The organism is Cronobacter muytjensii ATCC 51329, from assembly GCF_001277195.1.
Lineage (GTDB): Bacteria > Pseudomonadota > Gammaproteobacteria > Enterobacterales > Enterobacteriaceae > Cronobacter > Cronobacter muytjensii.
Map to the genome: position 1 here is coordinate 255606 of NZ_CP012268.1, position 17369 is coordinate 272974.

The following is a 17369-nucleotide window of genomic DNA, read 5'->3' on the forward strand; positions in this document are numbered from 1 at the left end:
GAGAAAGGATAACCCCATGACAACCCCTTCTTTTGACACCATCGAAGCGCAGGCAAGCTACGGTATTGGCTTACAGGTCGGACAGCAACTGCGCGAGTCAGGCTTACAAGGGCTGCTGCCGGAAGCGCTGGTGGCGGGGCTGCGTGACGCGCTGGAAGGCAACCAGCCTGCCGTGCCTGTTGATGTCGTGCATCGCGCGCTGCGTGAGATCCACGAACGCGCCGATGCAGTGCGCCGCGAGCGCCAGCAGGAGATGGCAGTAGAAGGCCAGAAATACCTGGACGAAAACCGCGAGCGCGACGGGGTAAACAGCACCGAATCCGGTCTGCAATTCCGCGTGCTGACCCAGGGCGAGGGGCCGATTCCTTCTCGTAAAGATCGCGTCCGCGTGCATTACACCGGCAAGCTTATCGACGGCACCGTATTCGACAGCTCCGTCGCGCGCGGCGAACCGGCGGAATTCCCGGTGAGCGGCGTTATCGCAGGCTGGATCGAGGCGCTGACTCTGATGCCGGTCGGCTCTAAATGGGAACTCACTATTCCGCACAACCTGGCTTACGGCGAGCGCGGCGCGGGCGCGTCCATTCCGCCGTTCAGCACGCTGGTATTTGAAGTCGAACTGCTGGAAATCCTGTAACGGTTTCCTGATCCCCGCTGCGGCGGGGATTTGTTTTCCCGTAAGTGAAATGACGCGATTTTATTTTGATAATAAGCGGATTGCGGGTATTTTTGTGATGCATTTCGCGAAGTGAAAGTGATTTGCCACCCATTTTAAACATAAAATTAACATTATATTTAAATCATAGTATTCAACCCTCCGATTCTTACCTAATATCGATGATGTTTTGCCAAGGACATCGTCATTTCGACGCGTAAATAGAGGCCAGCAGAGCCTCAACAACACAGACAGGTACAGGAAACGAACATGTCAGATCAAATCAAAGTGGCTGACGCTGCTGAGGCGCCGGCCGAGCAGTCGCTACGGCGTAATCTTACTAATCGTCATATACAGTTGATTGCTATCGGCGGCGCTATCGGCACCGGGCTGTTTATGGGTTCCGGCAAAACCATCAGCCTCGCCGGCCCGTCGATCATTTTTGTGTATATGATTATCGGCTTCATGCTCTTCTTCGTCATGCGGGCGATGGGCGAGCTGTTGCTCTCCAATCTCGAATATAAATCCTTCAGCGATTTCGCCGCCGATCTGCTCGGGCCGTGGGCGGGATACTTTACCGGCTGGACGTACTGGTTCTGCTGGGTGGTCACCGGCATGGCCGATGTCGTGGCGATCACCGCCTATGCTCAGTTCTGGTTCCCTGGATTATCAGACTGGGTCGCCTCGCTGGCGGTCGTTGTGCTCCTGCTCTCCCTTAACCTCGCGACCGTGAAAATGTTCGGCGAAATGGAGTTCTGGTTCGCGATGATTAAAATTGTCGCCATCGTCGGGCTTATCGTGGTGGGGCTGGTGATGGTGCTGATGCACTTTAAATCGCCGACCGGCGTCGAGGCGTCATTCGCGCATCTGTGGAATGAGGGCGGCTGGTTCCCGAAAGGGCTGAGCGGCTTCTTCGCAGGCTTCCAGATAGCGGTCTTCGCCTTTGTCGGTATTGAGCTGGTCGGCACCACCGCCGCCGAAACCAAAGACCCGGAAAAATCGCTGCCGCGTGCGATCAACTCCATTCCAGTCCGCATCATTATGTTCTACGTCTTCGCGCTGATTATTATCATGTCCGTGACGCCGTGGAGCTCGGTCGTCCCGACCAAGAGCCCGTTTGTGGAGCTGTTTGTGCTGGTGGGGCTGCCGGCGGCGGCGAGCCTGATTAACTTCGTGGTGCTGACCTCTGCGGCATCCTCTGCTAACAGCGGCGTCTTCTCTACCAGCCGTATGCTCTACGGTCTGGCGCAGGATGGCGTGGCCCCGAAAGCCTTCGCCAAACTCTCAAAACGCGCGGTACCGGCAAAAGGGCTGACCTTCTCCTGTATCTGCCTGCTGGGCGGCGTCGTGATGCTCTATATCAACCCGAACGTCATCACTGCTTTCACGATGATCACCACCGTGTCGGCTATCCTGTTTATGTTCGTCTGGACCATCATCCTGTGCTCTTACCTGGTATACCGTAAGCAGCGCCCGCACCTGCATGAGAAGTCAATTTACAAAATGCCGCTCGGCAAGGTGATGTGCTGGGTTTGCATGGCGTTTTTCGTATTTGTTATCGCCCTGTTGACGCTGGAAGATGACACGCGACAGGCGCTGATGGTCACGCCGCTGTGGTTTGTGGTGCTCGGCGTGTGCTGGCTGTTTATTGGCAAGAAGCGTCTCGCGAACTTTCGCCGCTAAGCCATAAAAAAGGGCCCACGTATCGGGCCCAAAAGGTCAAGTTACCGGGGCGCTCGAAAGGGCGCCTTTATTTTTCGCCAGCGAGGGCACGCGGGAATAAATTATTGTTCTCCAGACTGATGTGATTCATCAGATCGTCGATAAGCTCGTTAATGCTGTTGTACATCGCGCGCCACGTGGTGCAGGCTTCCGGCGGCGGCGTCACGTTATTCGTCGTGTGTTTAATCACCTCCAGCAGTTCGCCCGCCTCGTCGTGCTCGCTTTCCATCACGCTAATTGGCCCCATCGCCTGGCTGCCCATGCCCTGTTTAATCATCGGGAACAGCACGCGCTCTTCTTTCATCATGTGGCGGGTCAGCTCCTCATGGAGCATCGTCAGGTACTTAGCAAGCCCTTTCGGCACGCCCGGTTTATCGGCGTGGACGCGCTCCACTTTGGTCGCCTGCAAAATCAGCTCCGGCAGCTGTTCGCGGTGACGGTCGTGGTAGCGCACGATGATGTGATCGATGATTTCCGCAAGCGGCGCGGTTTTCCAGTCCTTTTCCAGCGGCGCGTCGGCAAGCATCGCCAGCTCGCGTTCAATGGCGTCCAGGTCGAGAGCCTGGCGCTCTGCGGCGCGCAGCAGCGTCTGTTTGCCGCCGCAGCAGAAATCGAGATGGTATTTACGGAACAGCGCGGAGGCGCGGGGGATGGTTAACGCCAGTTCGCCAAGGGGTTGGTCGCGGAAGGCCATAGCAGTACCTCACTCATCATTTGTATAAGATGCATATTAAATGCATCTTTATCGGCAGGCTATAACCCTTTAGAGGAGGGGGATTAAAATGAGAGGTGCGTCACAAAAATATTTTCATGACTAAACTACTGATAGCTATCAGGAAATAACTGGAAACCGCATCGTATCGCGGCCTGCGCGTTAAATAACCCGAATGACCTGCCGATAGATACACATCAGTTTACACCTGCACTAAGGTCATTCATGTTTAAACGTATAAAAGTCATTACTCTTTTAATCACCGTGTTGATCGTTCTGGGCGCCATGCAGCTTATCGCGGCAGGCGTTTTCATTAGCGCGCTCAACAATGACAAAGACAACTTTAACGTGTCGCAAATTTCCAGCCAGAACGTGGCGGAATTTACCGACGCCTGGATTAGCCTCAACCAGACGCGCGTCACGCTGAACCGCGGCATGTTGCGCCTGCAAAGCAGCATGGCGAATCAGATTAACGGCGGCCAGCTTAATGAACTCGTTGCCACGGCCAACAAACTGCTGGCGGACGCGAAAAGCCATTACGACACTTACTATGCGCTGCCGGAAACGCCGGGCATGAATGAGCAGGTCGTTGACCGTCTGGAAGAGCAGTATCGCATCTACTCCTCGACGCTCGCGCAGATGAACAAACTGCTGGCCGCAGGCGATCTGGAAGGGATGTTCAAGCAGAACGCCGAGCAGAAGCAAAACGCGATGCAGGTGGTCTATCACGAATGGCGCGCCGAGCAGGCGAAGCTCTCCAGTCAGGGCGTGAAAGATAACGAAAGCGACTACCAGCGCATTTTGTGGATCCTTTCTGCCATTATGGTACTGGTGCTGGCTGTGATTATCGTCAGTTGGGTGGCGATGCGTCGCGTCCTGCTGCTGCCGCTGCATGACGTCATGGGCCACATCCGCGCGATTGCCGCAGGCGATCTGACGCAGCCTATCGATGCTCACGGCAATAACGAAATGGCGCTGCTGGCGCGCAATGTGCACGACATGCAGCAGTCGCTGGCCCGCACGGTCAGCACCGTGCGCGACAGCACCGACACCATCTTCACCGGCGCGAGCGAAATCTCCGCAGGCAGCAACGATCTCTCTTCCCGCACTGAGCAGCAGGCCGCGTCGCTGGAAGAAACCGCCGCCAGCATGGAAGAGCTCACCGCGACGGTGAAACAGAACGCCGATAACGCTCGTCAGGCGACCCAGCTGGCACGTACTGCGTCGGAAACCGCGCTGAAAGGCGGTGAGGTTGTGGATGGCGTTGTGCGCACGATGGATGAAATCGCGGCCAGCTCTAATCAGATTGCCCAGATAACCAATGTTATCGACGGCATCGCGTTCCAGACCAATATCCTCGCGCTTAACGCGGCGGTAGAAGCCGCACGCGCCGGCGAGCAGGGCCGCGGTTTCGCCGTCGTGGCCGGTGAAGTCCGCACGCTGGCAAGCCGCAGCGCCCAGGCCGCGAAAGAGATCAAAGCGCTTATCGAGAACTCCGGCAACCGCGTTGACGCAGGCTCGCAGCTGGTGCGCGAAGCGGGCGAAACCATGAAAGAAGTGGTCGGCGCGGTGACCCGCGTGACCGATATCATGGGCGAAATCGCCTCCGCGTCCGACGAGCAGAGCCGCGGTATCGATCAGGTCGGCCTTGCGGTCTCCGAAATGGATAAAGTGACGCAGCAGAACGCCGCGCTGGTGGAAGAATCCGCCGCGGCGGCCGCCGCTCTGGAAGATCAGGCGGGCAAGCTGAACGAGGCGGTCGCGGTCTTTAAACTCAACCGCGCCCAGTCTCGCATGGCGAGCGCTGCGCCGAAGGCGCCGTCCTTCAGCACGCCAGCGCCGACGGCGAGCCTGAAAGCCGCTCCGGCGGGCGGCAGCGACAACTGGGAAACCTTCTGAGCCTTAAGGCCCGTCACCGACGGGCCTTTTTTTATCGCGCCTCCTGTGGCGCGCGTTCCGCGACCGGCACCACTTTCACCCGCACCGCCATCACCACGCCCAGCGCCAGCAGGGCAATGCCGGTCAGGGTCAGGAGCGGCGGCATACTCTGCCGCAGTAAAAAGGTATAGAGCAGCCCGGCCAGGGTTTCGAAAACGATAAGCGGCCCGAGGATCACCGTCGGCAGACGCTGGCTCGCAATATTCCAGCACAATGCGCCAATCCATGAGCAAAACAGCGCGATAGCCACCATCAGCGCGATAAACACGCCGGGACGCGGGCCGAAGGGCAGCGCGAAACCACTGTCGCCTGCTGCCAGCCACAGGCATGCCGCAATATAACCCGCCAGTGAAACCGGCAGCGTCACCAGCCCCTGGGCCGTCGCCCACATCATCGGGTGTTTGTCAGGGTTTTCTCGCAGCCAGCGCGCGTTGCGCAGCGCATACCAGGCCCAGCAGATAACCGAAATGACCGCCAGCGCGATGCCGCTCCCGTAACGGGCGGGCGTGAAGCCCGGCAGGCCCTGACGCAGCTCGGCGAAGTTTACGCAGATAAGCCCGCAGAAAATGGCCGCCAGCGCCGGAAAGAGGCGTCGCCAGGGCAGACGGCCATCGCGTCGGCTGTAAAGCAAATTAGCGAAAACCGGGATGACCACCGGCAGCGTGCCGATGATCATCGTGGAAACAGGCGCACCGGTGCGCTGAATGGCGCTCGCGAGGCACACGTAATAGATAAGATTGCCCATCATGGTCAGCGCCAGCGCGGTCAGCCAGTCGCGCACGCTGAGCTGTTTTAACCGCTTGCGTCCGGCCCACGCCAGCGGTACGGCCAGCAGGCCCAGCGCGAGATAACGCCCCATCGACTGCAACACCGCCGGGTATTCCGGTACGATTAACGGGCCGACAAAAATCAGCCCCCACATCAGCCCCGCCAGCAGGGCATAAAACACGCCTGTTAACATCTCCACCACCCACTTTGCTGTACAGCGGGCAAGTGTAGCGGGGCGCAAAAACGCGCGTCTTGTACCAGCTTGCTGCGCATTAGCTCAGATCGTGCAAATCTTTACCGTTCGGCGGCCCGAGGCGGAAATCGGAGAAAGTGACCTCCAGCCCGGCGCGCGTCGGCGTACAGCACATCGCGCCCAGAAAATAGCGCTGCGCATCCGGGAACGGACACAGGCGCAGCAGCGGCCAGGTTTCGCCATCGGTGGAATATTGAAGCCGCAGGCAGTGATTCTGGTGCGTCAGGCGCAGCCAGAAGTGTTGCTGGGCGGCGGGGAAAATGCCGGTCGCCCAGTCGGAGCGCTCAAGCGTCAGCACGCTGCCTATCATTGGCTGCGCGTCGTTATACTCAATGCCTGCCTTCAGCCAGTGGTGTTCATCTGCCATCAGCAGCAATCCTGCCTGGTCATACAGCGTGGTGAAGGCGCCTTCGACGCGGACCTGAAACGTAAAATCGCCCGTCACCTCCACGCCGAAAACATGCCCGGAATGGCGCTGAAAGCCATACCAGGTGGTTTGCCAGAAATCCGTTTGCGCGTCAGTAGTGACATGCAGTGCGTTATTGTCAAGCCGCCAACTGGCCGGTTCGTTCAGCCAGCGTCCGTTCGCCAGAGTTTCCATTTATGTTCCCCGTTCCCGAATGTGCCTGAATTATAGCCGGGCGAGACGCGAATGCGCGCTTAACGGGCCACCTGTTTCTGGTAGCGTGCGGGGGTAATGCCGTAGCGGCGGGTGAACGCGCGGGTGAGGTGCGCCTGGTCGGCCAGGCCTGCGGCGGCGGCCACTTCGGCGGCGGGCATCCCGGCGGCGAGAAACTGCTTGGCGCGCCATAGCCGCACTGCCATCAGCATCTGATGCGGCGTCACGTGATAGCGGGCTTTGAACTGGCGCTGGAAATGATAGGGGCTGAGCGACGCCTCGGCGGCGATGTCATCGAGCGTCAGCGGCTGCATGTAATTGTCGTAAAGATAGTCGCGCACCCGGTCGAAACGGTGCGCGCCGTCGGTTGTCGCCTGTGGCGCATGGCGTGCGTAGGGGCGGAACGTGTCGATGATATCGAGCAACAGCCCCTGCTGCGCCAGCGTATCCGGCGCGGACCAGAGCGCAGCGATAAGCTGACCTGTCTGGCGCGCGCGCAGCGGGTCATGACGTTCCACCTCGCCAAACCACCAGCAACGCTCGCCGGTGAGTTGCTCCAGCGTCCGTGGCTCCAGATAGATCATCCGGTAGCGCCAGCCCTGCTGAGTGGCCGCCTCGCCGGTGTGGAGCTCATCGGGGTTCATCGTGACCAGAGAATTCACTGCCGCCACATGCTGCGCGCCGCGATAGCGAAAGCGCTCGGCGCCGAGTTCGATAGCGCCGATACCGAAGGCTTCATGCGTGTGAGGCTCAAAGGCGTAACGGGCGATATGGGCGTGATACAGCTCAACGCCCGGCAGCGCGGGCAACTGTCGGAAGCGGGCGCTGTCGCGTTCGTCGAAGAACTGCTCGGGTACGCCTTGCACGGTGGCTCTCCACTAAAGGTGAAGCCTCATTATAAGAACAACTGCGGGCTTAGCCACCGGTATTAACAATTAATTAACCTGACGGTTATTCGATGCGGGAGAGATTGGCGTCGTCGCAGCCGGAGTTACGGCACTCGCGCTCGATGCTTTTCAGCAGCGCGATGCGGGCGGCCATTTTTTCATTCACGCAGCCGAGCAGCAGCGTGGCGTCTTCCGCGCACTCGTGGTCACGCACTTTCAGCCAGGAGATCTGGGCGTTTTTCACGATCTGTTTCTGCGCAGGCGAGAGCGCCGCCATGGTGTTTTTGTACTGCTGGTTGAGGTCGCGGTCGCCCTGCACCATTTCCAGCGCGGCGCAGTAGGTGGTGTCATACGGGCTGCGCGGGTTGTCGCAGCTCATCGACCATGCGGCGGCGCTGCACAGCAGCAGCGGGAGAGCGAGAATATGTGCTTTCATGAAGATCCCTGTTTTCAGTTTATTGTTGTGAGCGCCTTCGGCAGGCGAGCGCATTGTATCTGGCAGGCCCAGGGAAATCAGCCTGCCAGATTTGGCGCGTGCGAAATATTACTTTTCGAGCGCCGCGCGCAGGCTGGTCGCAAGCGGCGTCGTGGGGCGGCCAATGAGCGCGCTGAGCTGATGGCTGTCGTCAAACAGACCGCCTTTGGACGCGCCGATATCAGAATCCGCCAGCAGTGCCGCAAAGCTTTCCGGCAGGCCCGCGCCCGTAAGTGCCGCAGCGAAATCCGCCTCGCTCAGGTTCTGATACACCACGTTTTTGCCCGTAGTCTGACTTAACAGCGCGGTGAGATCGCCAGGCGTCCAGGCCTCGTCGCCCGCCAGTTCGTACACGCGCCCGGCCTGGTTATCAAGCGTTAATACTTTGGCGGCGGCGTCGGCATAATCCTGACGGCTGGCGGACGCGATTTTCCCGTCGCCAGCGCTGCCAATAAACACGCCATGTTCAAGCGCAGGCGGCACGCTCGCCAGATAGTTTTCGGTGTACCAGCCGTTACGCAGCAGCACGTAAGGGATGCCCGCGTCGGCGAGCATGTTCTCGGTGGCGACGTGTTCATTGGCAAGCCCGAGCGGCGAGCGGTCGGCATGCAGCAGGCTGGTGTAGGCGATGAGCTGTACGCCTGCGGCTTTGGCGGCCTCAATAACATTTCGGTGCTGCGCCACGCGCTGGCCCACTTCGCTTGAGGAGATGAGCAGCAGCTTTTCCACGCCCTGTAATGCGCAGGTCAGCGCCGCGACGTCGCTGTAGTCGGCGGCGCGTACCTGCACGCCTTGTTCCGCGAGCGCGGCGGCTTTCGCCGGGTTGCGAACGATAGCGACAATGTTCTGCGCCGCAACGGTTTTGAGGAGGGTGTTGATAACGCGCTGGCCAAGCTGGCCGGTAGCGCCGGTAATCGCGATCATGGTCTTTTCCTTTGTCTCTGGTGTGTGTTGTGGCACACTATCACTCAAACTCACTTTTAGTAAGTACGCACAAAAAGGTAAGTATCCTTATGACGATCCCAACCCTGAGTGAACAGCTGCGCGATGGCAATCTGTTCGCCGAAGCATGCCCGTCACGCGACGTGCTGAAGCATGTGACCAGCCGCTGGGGCGTGCTGATTCTGGTGGCGCTGCGCGACGGTACGCACCGTTTCAGCGATCTGCGCCGGAAAATGGGCGGCGTCAGCGAAAAAATGCTGGCGCAGTCGTTACAGGCGCTGGAGCAGGACGGCTTCGTGGATCGCGTCTCCTATCCGGTGGTGCCTCCGCATGTGGAGTACAGCCTGACGCCGCTCGGCGTGGAGGTGAGTGAGAAAGTGGCGGCGCTTGCGGACTGGATAGAAGTGCATACGCCGCAGGTCGTGGCGAACCGGGGCGAGCGGGCGGCGTAAAGACCGGGCGTTATGCAGGATGCCGGGTGCGGCTGCCTTACACGGTCAGTCACACCCGGGCTAATACTGCAACGACGCGGTGGATGATATCCGGCCCGTATTTACGGGCCGGGAAGGGGGTTAGCGGTTTAAGTCGAGCTGATAGACAGCAAAACCGATGTCGTCGTTGCCGACCTTTTTCAGCGGATATTGCGCTTTCTCTTTGATAAACGCGGCGGCTTTGTCAGAGGGCGAGGTTTCAAAGCGGATATCCAGTTTCTGGCGGCTATTGATAGGTGCCAGACGCCAGTTGTTATCCGCCGCCGGGTGGATTTCGCCCGCGCGTTTGGTTTCCGCGCCTATCCACGCTGCCAGCACCGCGCGGTTTTCGTCCGGCGAGGCGAAGGCGATATGGCTGTCGCCCGTGCCTGCGAACTTCCCGCCGTAAGCGCGATAGTTATTGGTCGCTACCAGGAAGGTTGCTTTTGGATCGATGGGCTTGCCGTTAAACGTCAGATGCTTAATGCGTTCCGCTTTTGGGTTCACGGTCTGGCATTCGCCGTCATATTTCGCAGGCTGCGTGATATCTATCTGGTAATTCACTCCGTCTATCACATCGAAGTTATAGGTGCGAAAGCCGTCCCAGTTCAGCAGCGGCTGCGGCGTCGTGCTGTTGACGTCGATCTGGTTAAACTGCCCGGCGGAACACTCCAGCCACTCTTTCACCTCGGCGCCCGTCGCTTTTACCACCACCAGCGTGTTGGGGTAGAGATAGAGATCGGCGGCGTTGCGTAGCGTCAGCTGACCTTTTTCCACTTCCACAAAGCTCGCCGGATCGTTTTTGCGCCCGCCCACTTTGAACGGCGCGGCGGCGGAGAGCACTGGCAGTTGCGCCAGATCCGGATCGCCCTGGATAAAGTGTTCGACATACGCTTTCTGGGCGTTATTCACCACCTGCACGGTCGGATCGTCCTGCACCAGCGCCAGATAGCTGTACATCGGATCGGCGGATTTGCCGACCGGCTGACCGACAAACTCGCGCGTGGCTTCGTGATCGGCTTTCAGCACTTTCACCAGATTCTGATCTTCCGCGGCGAGCGATTTCTTCGCCTGGGCGTCATAGATGGGGCGAGCTTCGGCTTTGCTTTGCGCGACTTTCCATTTGCCGTCGTCGTTATTGAGCACCAGATCGACGATCCCCAGATGATCGCCCCACATGCCCGGCATCACGGCCGGTACGCCGTTCAGCGTGCCTTTCGCAATATCCGCGCCTTTGATGGCCGCAAAATCTTTGCCCGGGAAGACGGCGTGCGCGTGGCCAAAGAGGATCGCGTCGACGCCTGGCACCTGGCTTAAGTAGTAGACGGAGTTTTCCGCGAGCGCCTTGTAGGGCTCGGCGGAAAGCCCCGAATGCGCCACCACGACCACCAGATCCGCGCCTTCTGCGCGCATCTGCGGCACATATTTGCGGGCGGTTTCGGTAATATCGCTAACGGTAACTTTGCCGCTCAGATTCGCCTTATCCCAGGTCATGATTTGCGGCGGCACAAAGCCGATATAACCGATTTTCAGCGTGTGCGGCTTACCGTCTTTGTCTTTCACCTGGGTTTCTTTGATCAGATAGGGAGTGAACAGGGGCTTCTGGGTCCTGGCGTCGATAATATTGGCGTTGACGTAGGGGAAATTCGCGCCGGCCAGCGCTTTGTGCAGGTAATCAAGGCCGTAGTTGAATTCATGGTTGCCGAGGTTGCCGACGGCGTAATCGAGCGTGTTCATCGCTTTATAGACCGGATGCACATCGCCGTCTTTCAGCCCTTTGGCCGCCATGTAATCGCCAAGCGGACTGCCCTGGATCAGATCGCCGTTATCCACCAGCACGCTGTTAACGGCCTCCTGGCGCGCGGCGTTGATTAAGCTTGCGGTACGCACCAGACCAAATTTTTCCGTCGGCGCGTCTTTGTAATAGTCAAAGTCCATCATATTGCTGTGCAGGTCGGTGGTTTCCAGAATACGCAAATCCACCGTGGCGGCGTTCACGCTGGCGGCGACCAGCGTGGCTATCATCGTTGCACTAAACTTAATCATTATGCAGGTCCTTTTTCAGAGCGAAGCCACAAAAGTTTATGTATCTATCGTTTGTTGCTTACAAAAGTGTGAATCCTGCCAGAAAAAAGGGCGGGGAAACCGGAATCGCTTCACAGATAGCGGAACACGCCGCAATGCGATATAAAAATCATATCGATAAAACAAGGTGTTAAATCCGCAGCCGGGACGGACTGCGAAACGAGAAAGAGGTGGATGACAATGTTAGAACAGATTTGCCAACTGGCGCGCGACGCAGGCAGCGCCATCATGGAAGTCTACGAGGGTCACAAGCCGCTGGAAGCCACCCATAAGGTTGATGATTCGCCGGTAACGGCGGCGGATATCGCAGCGCACGCGGTGATTGTCGCCGGGCTGAAAGCGCTGACGCCGCAGGTGCCGGTGCTCTCAGAAGAAGATCCGCCAGGCTGGGACGAACGCCAGCACTGGCAGCGCTACTGGCTGGTGGACCCGCTGGACGGCACCAAAGAGTTCCTGAAGCGCAACGGCGAATTTACCGTCAATATCGCGCTGATTGAAGACGGCAAGCCGGTGCTTGGCGTGGTTTACGCGCCGGTGCTGAAGGTGATGTACAGCGCGGCGGAAGGAAAAGCGTGGAAAGAAGAGTGCGGCGTGCGCAAGCAGATTCAGGTGCGCGACGCGCGTCCGCCGCGCGTGGTGATTAGCCGCTCTCACGGCAATAACGCCGAGCTTCAGGATTATCTGCAACAGCTCGGCGAGCATCAGACCACATCCGTCGGATCGTCGCTGAAATTCTGCCTGGTGGCGGAAGGCGAGGCGCAGCTCTATCCTCGCTTCGGGCCGACCAACACCTGGGATACCGCGGCAGGCCACGCGGTGGCGATTGCCGCCGGGGCGCAGGTTCACGACTGGCAGGGCAAAACCCTGGATTACACGCCGCGTGAATCCTTCCTGAACCCCAGCTTCCGCGTCTCTATTTACTGAGTAACTGTTGCAGCAGGCTAATCACCTGCTGCACTTCGTCCTGCGTCAGCCCGCCGTCTTTAGCGAACCGTACCCGTCCGTCTTTATCCAGCACAACAATTGCCGAGCTTTCCGACTCCAGTTGCCAGGCTTTCTGCGCCACGCCGTTACTGTCGACAATAAACTGCGACCATGGATACTGCTGTTTATTGCTCTCAATACTGTGGCGTACGAACATGCCGGTGCCGGGAATGGCGTCGTCGCTGTTGACCACGGTGGTCGTCTGGTAGCGGTCATGCGGGAATTTTGCCGCTTTGATGGCTTCAATCAGCCCCGCATTTTTCTCTTTCGCCGAGGTGCGTCCGGCAATATGTTGCAGCACTCGCACTTTTCCAGGTAACTGCGCGCTGTTCCAGTTTTTGTAGCTAAACTGATCTTTATTCAGCATCAGCTCGCCTTTGTCATTGATGCCTACCGGTGGGACGCGCTCGTTCTCTTTAAAATTATGTGCTGAGGCCATCATCGGCAGCAGCAGACAGCTCAGCGCCAGCATTCCGCGCAGGGTCATAGGTGGCTCCTTCTTCTCATTTGCAGGTGATCGGACCACTTGAGTCCATTGCTTTTTAGCTTAAGTGTTAATTTTCTGTTTTCACGCAACCAGAGTGCCAGTTTGCGGGCGAACGCACAGAACCCGTGAAAAAAAGCGGCATTCTCCTGTGGTTTTTCGAGTTTTGAAAAGAAAATTCTGAAAGATTGTAATAAAAGGGTAAATAAAGTCAGGCAGAGTGGGTGCTCTCGCAGTTCTGGTCTATAGTCATCTGGCAACAAATTTTGCGCCTTAATGATGCTGGTCCAAATGTGGTACCGCAGGGCGTAATCTTCAGCAGGAGAGAACAATGAAAATTTTCCAACGTTACAACCCGCTTCAGGTGGCGAAGTACGTGAAGATCCTGTTTCGTGGACGGTTGTATATCAAGGATGTTGGCGCTTTCGAGTTTGATAAAGGCAAAATCCTCGTCCCGAAAGTGAAGGACAAGCAGCACTACTCCGTCATGTCCGAAGTCAACCGTCAGGTTATGCGTCTCCAGACTGAGATGGCGTAACGACAGCGTTGTGCGTAGGCAGTAAAGACAAACGGCCCCGATGGGGCCGTTAGTGTTTTGAGGCTCAGGCGGCGGTTTGCTCGTCCGGTAGTTTGGGCGTCAGGACACCCGGCTTGTTATCGATACGCGTCACCAGCAGCTGGTCGATGCGGTAGTTATCAATATCCACCACTTCGAACTTATACCCGGAGAATTTCACCGAATCGGTACGTTTCGGGATTTTTCGCAGCATAAACATCATAAAGCCGCCGATGGTTTCGTAGTTTCCGGATTGCGGGAATTCGTCGATATCCAGCACGCGCATGACATCGTCAATCGGCGTGCCGCCATCGATAAGCCATGAGTTTTCGTCGCGCGCGACGATCTGCTCTTCCAGCCCCTGTCCAACCAGATCGCCCATCAGCGTGGTCATTACGTCGTTGAGCGTGATAAGCCCTACCACCAGCGCATATTCGTTCATGATAACCGCAAAATCTTCGCCCGCTGTTTTGAAGCTTTCCAGCGCTTCGGAGAGCGTCAGCGTATCCGGCACGATCAGCGTGTTGCGAATCTGCACGCCGCTATTGAGCGCCAGGCTCTGGTTGCCCAGCACGCGGTTCAGCAGCTCTTTGGAATCGACATAACCGACGATGTGGTCGATATCCTGATTACACACCAGGAATTTTGAATGCGGATGGTCGGCGATTTTCTGCTTCAGGCTGTGCTCATCTTCGTGGAGATCGAACCAGACGATGTTTTCGCGCGAGGTCATAGAGGACGGCACGGTGCGCGACTCCAGCTCAAACACGTTTTCGATAAGCTCATGCTCTTGCTTGCGCAGCACGCCCGCGAGCGCGCCGGCTTCCACCACGGCGTAGATATCATCGGAAGTGATGTCGTCTTTGCGCACCATCGGCAGCTTGAAGATGCGGAAAATCACATTCGCCATGCCGTTAAAGAACCACACCAGCGGGCGGAAGAGGAACAGACAGAAGCGCATCGGGTTGATGATACGCAAAGCCACAGCTTCAGGCGCAATCATACCGATGCGTTTCGGGGTCAGGTCGGCGAAGAGAATGAACAGGCTGGTGACAAGCGTAAAGGAGAGGATAAAGCTGACCTGCTCGGCGGCTTCCGGCGAGATAAACCGGACCAGCAGCGTATAGAACGCCGGCGAAAACGCCGCATCGCCCACGATACCGCCCAGAATAGCGACAGCGTTCAGGCCTATCTGCACCACGGTAAAGAAGGTGCCGGGGTTTTCCTGCATCTTCAGCACCCGTTGGGCGTTGATGTTGCCTTCATCGGCCAGCAGCTTGAGTTTGATTTTACGGGAGGCGGCAAGCGAGATCTCGGAAAGCGAGAAAAACGAGCTGACGCCAATGAGACAAAGTATCAGTAAAATACTGTTTAACATATCTTATCCAGCCATCGCCGGATCCTCGGAAGGGAAGTTGATTATTGTGTGAAAACACTGTGATTGCGGGCCCGTAGAGAAGGAGGCCTGCAAATTCAAAGGGTAGTATAGCGTAAGCCCCAGCGGGGCTGCCAGAGGGTTGCGCAACGCGTGAAGAAAGCCCCCGCCGCCCCAGGGCAAGACTGCGGGGGAAAGAGGTCAGATTTCCGGGGTATTTTTATAGCCCACCAGCATCAGCAGCAGATTTTCTTTGCTGCCGGCCGGGTTGAAGCTGTAGTTATTGCCCTGACGGTCGCCGCCGATATACCAGGCGATTTCCGTTTTCCCGGCTGCCAGCGCGGCCCGCACGGCTTTATCGACATCCACGTAGCGATAGACACGCTGTTTATCGAGATAAAGTATGCCATCCGAGCGGTAATTGCAGGCCGGACGATTGTTCCAGTTCACCTGATGCTCGTCCCACTGCGTGTCCGTTGGATAAAAGAAGATCTGATCGGCCCCTTCGGCGTTTTTGCCGCCATAGATACGAATTTTATATTTAAACAGCGCGGCGTCGGCCTCGGAATAGCCCTCCGGCAGCGGCGGGATAGAAAATTTCACCAGCGACATGATTTCGGTATTGGCGGTGCGGCCGCCGTTGCGCCAGTCATCCTGCACCTGCAACGTGGTATCGTCGCCAAAGTTGCGCTGCGGCTCGGCGCTGCTGACCCAGGTGTCGGCTATCGCGCGGGTATAACTGAAGGGAATATTGGTGCCGCAGTCCATATTATTATTCATGCACTCTTCGGTCATAAACTGCGCCGATTCCACCGGCCAGCCGTTCATAAAATCGCCGTGCGCGGTGTAGATGCTGCCCCATTTTTCGGTGCGCGTTTCACCGTTCATCTCCGGATCCATCGAGAGTTCGATTTTTGCGGTATCCAGTGAGGTGATTTGCGGCAGTACCCAGGCGACATTCATATTAACCGTCGGGATTTTCACCGGGAATTGCGCAGGGCACGCGCCCGCGTCGCTGGCGTAAGTCGCGTTCATCCTGCCGCGTACCGGTTTGAGGTTGATGCCGTCCCAACAGTTGGGAAACTGAATGCCGATGTTAAATTGCACCGCGTCGCCTTTTTCACGCAGCCCGCACACTTCCCCCGCCGTGTTGGTGTAGCCCTTGCCGTTGCCGCACAGAAAAGTGATGCGTTTGTTCGGCCCGGTGCCGTGATGGTCGCCGGCCAGCAGCTCCAGCCCGAGCGGAAAGGGCGTCAGCGGGTATTTATCGACGTTCGTGCTCTGATAATAGGTTTTCTGGTAGGCGGGCCTGACGATTTGCCCGTCGGGCAGCTTCATGGTGGGCGCCCACCAGGCGGAGCTGTCCGCTTTGTTATTGCAGGTGGTTTCCGGCTGATGGCGCAGTCGCGTGTAGTCAGAATACGCATCGGTATGGGTATTGCCGAAAAAGTCATGCAGCATGGCATGGTTCGGCATTCCATACATCATGATGGCGTCATCGCCCGCGGTATGGTGGAAGGAGCAGACTACATCCGCCTGGGGGCCAGCCCAGGCGGAGAGGGCGCTAAGGCCAGTTACAACCGGAATAAACGTGCGCAACAGCGTTGTGGTTTTCATGGTATGTCTCCGCAGCCAGGTTCGGTCGAGACATACCATGTACGCGCCGCTTATCGCCTCTCATCACTTATCAAAAAGTCTGATAAGACGGGAATTGATAAATCGTTAGGCCTCGGGCGGCAGGCAGACGCCGATCCCACCAATGCCGCAGTAGCCATACGGATTTTTATGCAGATACTGCTGGTGCTCATCTTCGGCGTAGTAGAACGGCGAGGCCGGCGCGATTTCCGTCGTAATGTGGCGATAGTCGCCCGCCGCTTCCATCGCCGCACGGAACCGATCGAGGCTCGCCAGCGCGGCGGTTTCCTGCTCCGGCGTCAGCGGATAAATCGCCGAACGGTATTGCGTGCCGACATCGTTACCCTGACGCATCCCTTGCGCCGGATCGTGGTTTTCCCAGAACACCTGCAGCAGCTGGTCATAGCTGATAACTTTCGGGTCATAAACGACACGCACCGCTTCGGCGTGTCCGGTCTGACCGCTACATACTTCGCGGTAGGTCGGGTTCGGCGTATAGCCGCCGGTATAGCCCGCTGCGGTGCTGTAGACGCCCGGCAATGGCCAGAATAGCCGTTCCACACCCCAGAAGCAGCCCATCGCGAACAGCGCCACTTCCATACCCTCCGGCACGTTGGTCATTGAGTGACCCGTCACGGTATGCAGTGACGCCACCGGCATTTTGGTGTTTCGCCCGGGCAGGGCATCTTCCTGGGTAACTAGCTGTTTCTTATCAAAAAAACTCATGGCGCCGACCTCCTGAAAAATGTTGAGCGCGCAAATTTTCGCCTGCGGTTGTCACGAAGCGGCTCTTTGCCCACAATAAAGCG

General features: G+C 57.8%; 17 protein-coding genes. 6 read left to right on the forward strand and 11 right to left on the reverse strand.

Annotation, left to right across the window (positions count from 1 at the left end; genetic code table 11):
* Positions 1-16: 16 nt before the first annotated feature.
* Both fklB and cycA read left to right on the forward strand, forming a co-directional pair.
* Positions 17-637: an FKBP-type peptidyl-prolyl cis-trans isomerase gene (gene fklB, locus AFK63_RS01295; protein WP_007709296.1), complete on the forward strand. Its 621-nt coding sequence runs from the start codon at positions 17-19 to the stop codon at positions 635-637.
* A gap of 288 nt (positions 638-925) precedes the next feature.
* Positions 926-2338, forward strand: a complete 1413-nt coding sequence (cycA, locus tag AFK63_RS01300; RefSeq protein WP_038867562.1) for a D-serine/D-alanine/glycine transporter — start codon at positions 926-928, stop codon at positions 2336-2338.
* 67 nt (positions 2339-2405) lie between these two features.
* Here the strand turns inward: cycA and ytfE are convergent, their stop codons facing one another.
* The gene (gene ytfE, locus AFK63_RS01305) at positions 2406-3071 is read right to left on the reverse strand and encodes an iron-sulfur cluster repair protein YtfE (RefSeq protein ID WP_038867564.1); all 666 of its coding nucleotides are present in this window, start codon (positions 3069-3071) and stop codon (positions 2406-2408) included.
* Between the two features lie 243 nt (positions 3072-3314).
* On the opposite strand from ytfE, the gene AFK63_RS01310 reads away from it, so the two are divergent.
* On the forward strand, positions 3315-4988 hold the full coding sequence (locus AFK63_RS01310; protein WP_038867566.1) for a methyl-accepting chemotaxis protein: 1674 nt from the start codon (positions 3315-3317) through the stop codon (positions 4986-4988).
* Between the two features lie 31 nt (positions 4989-5019).
* On the opposite strand, the gene AFK63_RS01315 is transcribed toward AFK63_RS01310, so the two are convergent.
* From AFK63_RS01315 to AFK63_RS01335, 5 genes are all read right to left on the reverse strand, one after another.
* Positions 5020-5988 (reverse strand): DMT family transporter, encoded by a 969-nt coding sequence (locus AFK63_RS01315; RefSeq protein ID WP_038867568.1) that lies wholly within the window; start codon positions 5986-5988, stop codon positions 5020-5022.
* Between the two features lie 79 nt (positions 5989-6067).
* Entirely contained in the window at positions 6068-6649 is a 582-nt protein-coding gene (locus tag AFK63_RS01320; RefSeq protein WP_038867570.1) for a DUF1349 domain-containing protein, read from the reverse strand.
* 59 nt (positions 6650-6708) lie between these two features.
* Positions 6709-7533, reverse strand: a complete 825-nt coding sequence (locus AFK63_RS01325) for an AraC family transcriptional regulator (RefSeq protein ID WP_038867572.1) — start codon at positions 7531-7533, stop codon at positions 6709-6711.
* A gap of 85 nt (positions 7534-7618) precedes the next feature.
* Positions 7619-7990 (reverse strand): lysozyme inhibitor LprI family protein, encoded by a 372-nt coding sequence (locus tag AFK63_RS01330; RefSeq protein WP_038868348.1) that lies wholly within the window; start codon positions 7988-7990, stop codon positions 7619-7621.
* 108 nt (positions 7991-8098) lie between these two features.
* Positions 8099-8953 (reverse strand): SDR family oxidoreductase, encoded by an 855-nt coding sequence (locus AFK63_RS01335; protein ID WP_038867573.1) that lies wholly within the window; start codon positions 8951-8953, stop codon positions 8099-8101.
* Between the two features lie 89 nt (positions 8954-9042).
* Here AFK63_RS01335 and AFK63_RS01340 point away from each other — a divergent pair, with 89 nt between their 5' ends.
* The gene (locus tag AFK63_RS01340) at positions 9043-9423 is read left to right on the forward strand and encodes a winged helix-turn-helix transcriptional regulator (RefSeq protein ID WP_038867576.1); all 381 of its coding nucleotides are present in this window, start codon (positions 9043-9045) and stop codon (positions 9421-9423) included.
* Between the two features lie 120 nt (positions 9424-9543).
* Here AFK63_RS01340 and AFK63_RS01345 read toward each other — a convergent pair whose 3' ends face one another.
* Complete coding sequence (locus AFK63_RS01345; RefSeq protein ID WP_038867578.1) at positions 9544-11487, reverse strand: bifunctional 2',3'-cyclic-nucleotide 2'-phosphodiesterase/3'-nucleotidase; 1944 nt, start codon at positions 11485-11487, stop codon at positions 9544-9546.
* A 219-nt stretch (positions 11488-11706) separates the two neighbouring features.
* Between AFK63_RS01345 and cysQ the strand changes: the two genes are divergently transcribed.
* A complete protein-coding gene (cysQ, locus tag AFK63_RS01350; protein ID WP_038867579.1) occupies positions 11707-12450 on the forward strand; it encodes a 3'(2'),5'-bisphosphate nucleotidase CysQ in 744 nt (247 codons plus the stop codon).
* Here the strand turns inward: cysQ and AFK63_RS01355 are convergent.
* Entirely contained in the window at positions 12440-12997 is a 558-nt protein-coding gene (locus AFK63_RS01355; RefSeq protein ID WP_038867581.1) for a YtfJ family protein, read from the reverse strand. The genes cysQ and AFK63_RS01355 overlap by 11 nt on opposite strands.
* Before the next feature lie 328 nt (positions 12998-13325).
* On the opposite strand from AFK63_RS01355, the gene AFK63_RS01360 reads away from it, so the two are divergent.
* Positions 13326-13532 carry a DUF1107 domain-containing protein gene (locus AFK63_RS01360; protein WP_004387562.1) on the forward strand — a complete coding sequence of 69 codons (207 nt, stop codon included), beginning with the start codon at positions 13326-13328 and terminating at the stop codon, positions 13530-13532.
* 64 nt (positions 13533-13596) lie between these two features.
* Here AFK63_RS01360 and AFK63_RS01365 read toward each other — a convergent pair whose 3' ends face one another.
* The 3 genes from AFK63_RS01365 to msrA form a co-directional block, all read right to left on the reverse strand.
* Positions 13597-14928, reverse strand: a complete 1332-nt coding sequence (locus tag AFK63_RS01365) for a hemolysin family protein (RefSeq protein ID WP_038867583.1) — start codon at positions 14926-14928, stop codon at positions 13597-13599.
* 198 nt (positions 14929-15126) lie between these two features.
* Positions 15127-16542, reverse strand: coding sequence for a CBM96 family carbohydrate-binding protein (locus AFK63_RS01370; RefSeq protein ID WP_038867585.1), 1416 nt, complete (start codon positions 16540-16542; stop codon positions 15127-15129).
* 105 nt (positions 16543-16647) lie between these two features.
* A complete protein-coding gene (msrA, locus tag AFK63_RS01375; RefSeq protein ID WP_038867588.1) occupies positions 16648-17286 on the reverse strand; it encodes a peptide-methionine (S)-S-oxide reductase MsrA in 639 nt (212 codons plus the stop codon).
* Positions 17287-17369: the final 83 nt, after the last annotated feature.

Coding starts and splice junctions, on each gene's coding strand:
- fklB (WP_007709296.1), top strand. CDS start 17: ATGACAACCCCTTCTTTTGACACCATCGAAGCGCAGGCAAGCTACGGT.
- cycA (WP_038867562.1), top strand. CDS start 926: ATGTCAGATCAAATCAAAGTGGCTGACGCTGCTGAGGCGCCGGCCGAG.
- ytfE (WP_038867564.1), bottom strand. CDS start 3,071: ATGGCCTTCCGCGACCAACCCCTTGGCGAACTGGCGTTAACCATCCCC.
- AFK63_RS01310 (WP_038867566.1), top strand. CDS start 3,315: ATGTTTAAACGTATAAAAGTCATTACTCTTTTAATCACCGTGTTGATC.
- AFK63_RS01315 (WP_038867568.1), bottom strand. CDS start 5,988: ATGTTAACAGGCGTGTTTTATGCCCTGCTGGCGGGGCTGATGTGGGGG.
- AFK63_RS01320 (WP_038867570.1), bottom strand. CDS start 6,649: ATGGAAACTCTGGCGAACGGACGCTGGCTGAACGAACCGGCCAGTTGG.
- AFK63_RS01330 (WP_038868348.1), bottom strand. CDS start 7,990: ATGAAAGCACATATTCTCGCTCTCCCGCTGCTGCTGTGCAGCGCCGCC.
- AFK63_RS01335 (WP_038867573.1), bottom strand. CDS start 8,953: ATGATCGCGATTACCGGCGCTACCGGCCAGCTTGGCCAGCGCGTTATC.
- AFK63_RS01340 (WP_038867576.1), top strand. CDS start 9,043: ATGACGATCCCAACCCTGAGTGAACAGCTGCGCGATGGCAATCTGTTC.
- AFK63_RS01345 (WP_038867578.1), bottom strand. CDS start 11,487: ATGATTAAGTTTAGTGCAACGATGATAGCCACGCTGGTCGCCGCCAGC.
- cysQ (WP_038867579.1), top strand. CDS start 11,707: ATGTTAGAACAGATTTGCCAACTGGCGCGCGACGCAGGCAGCGCCATC.
- AFK63_RS01355 (WP_038867581.1), bottom strand. CDS start 12,997: ATGACCCTGCGCGGAATGCTGGCGCTGAGCTGTCTGCTGCTGCCGATG.
- AFK63_RS01360 (WP_004387562.1), top strand. CDS start 13,326: ATGAAAATTTTCCAACGTTACAACCCGCTTCAGGTGGCGAAGTACGTG.
- AFK63_RS01365 (WP_038867583.1), bottom strand. CDS start 14,928: ATGTTAAACAGTATTTTACTGATACTTTGTCTCATTGGCGTCAGCTCG.
- AFK63_RS01370 (WP_038867585.1), bottom strand. CDS start 16,542: ATGAAAACCACAACGCTGTTGCGCACGTTTATTCCGGTTGTAACTGGC.
- msrA (WP_038867588.1), bottom strand. CDS start 17,286: ATGAGTTTTTTTGATAAGAAACAGCTAGTTACCCAGGAAGATGCCCTG.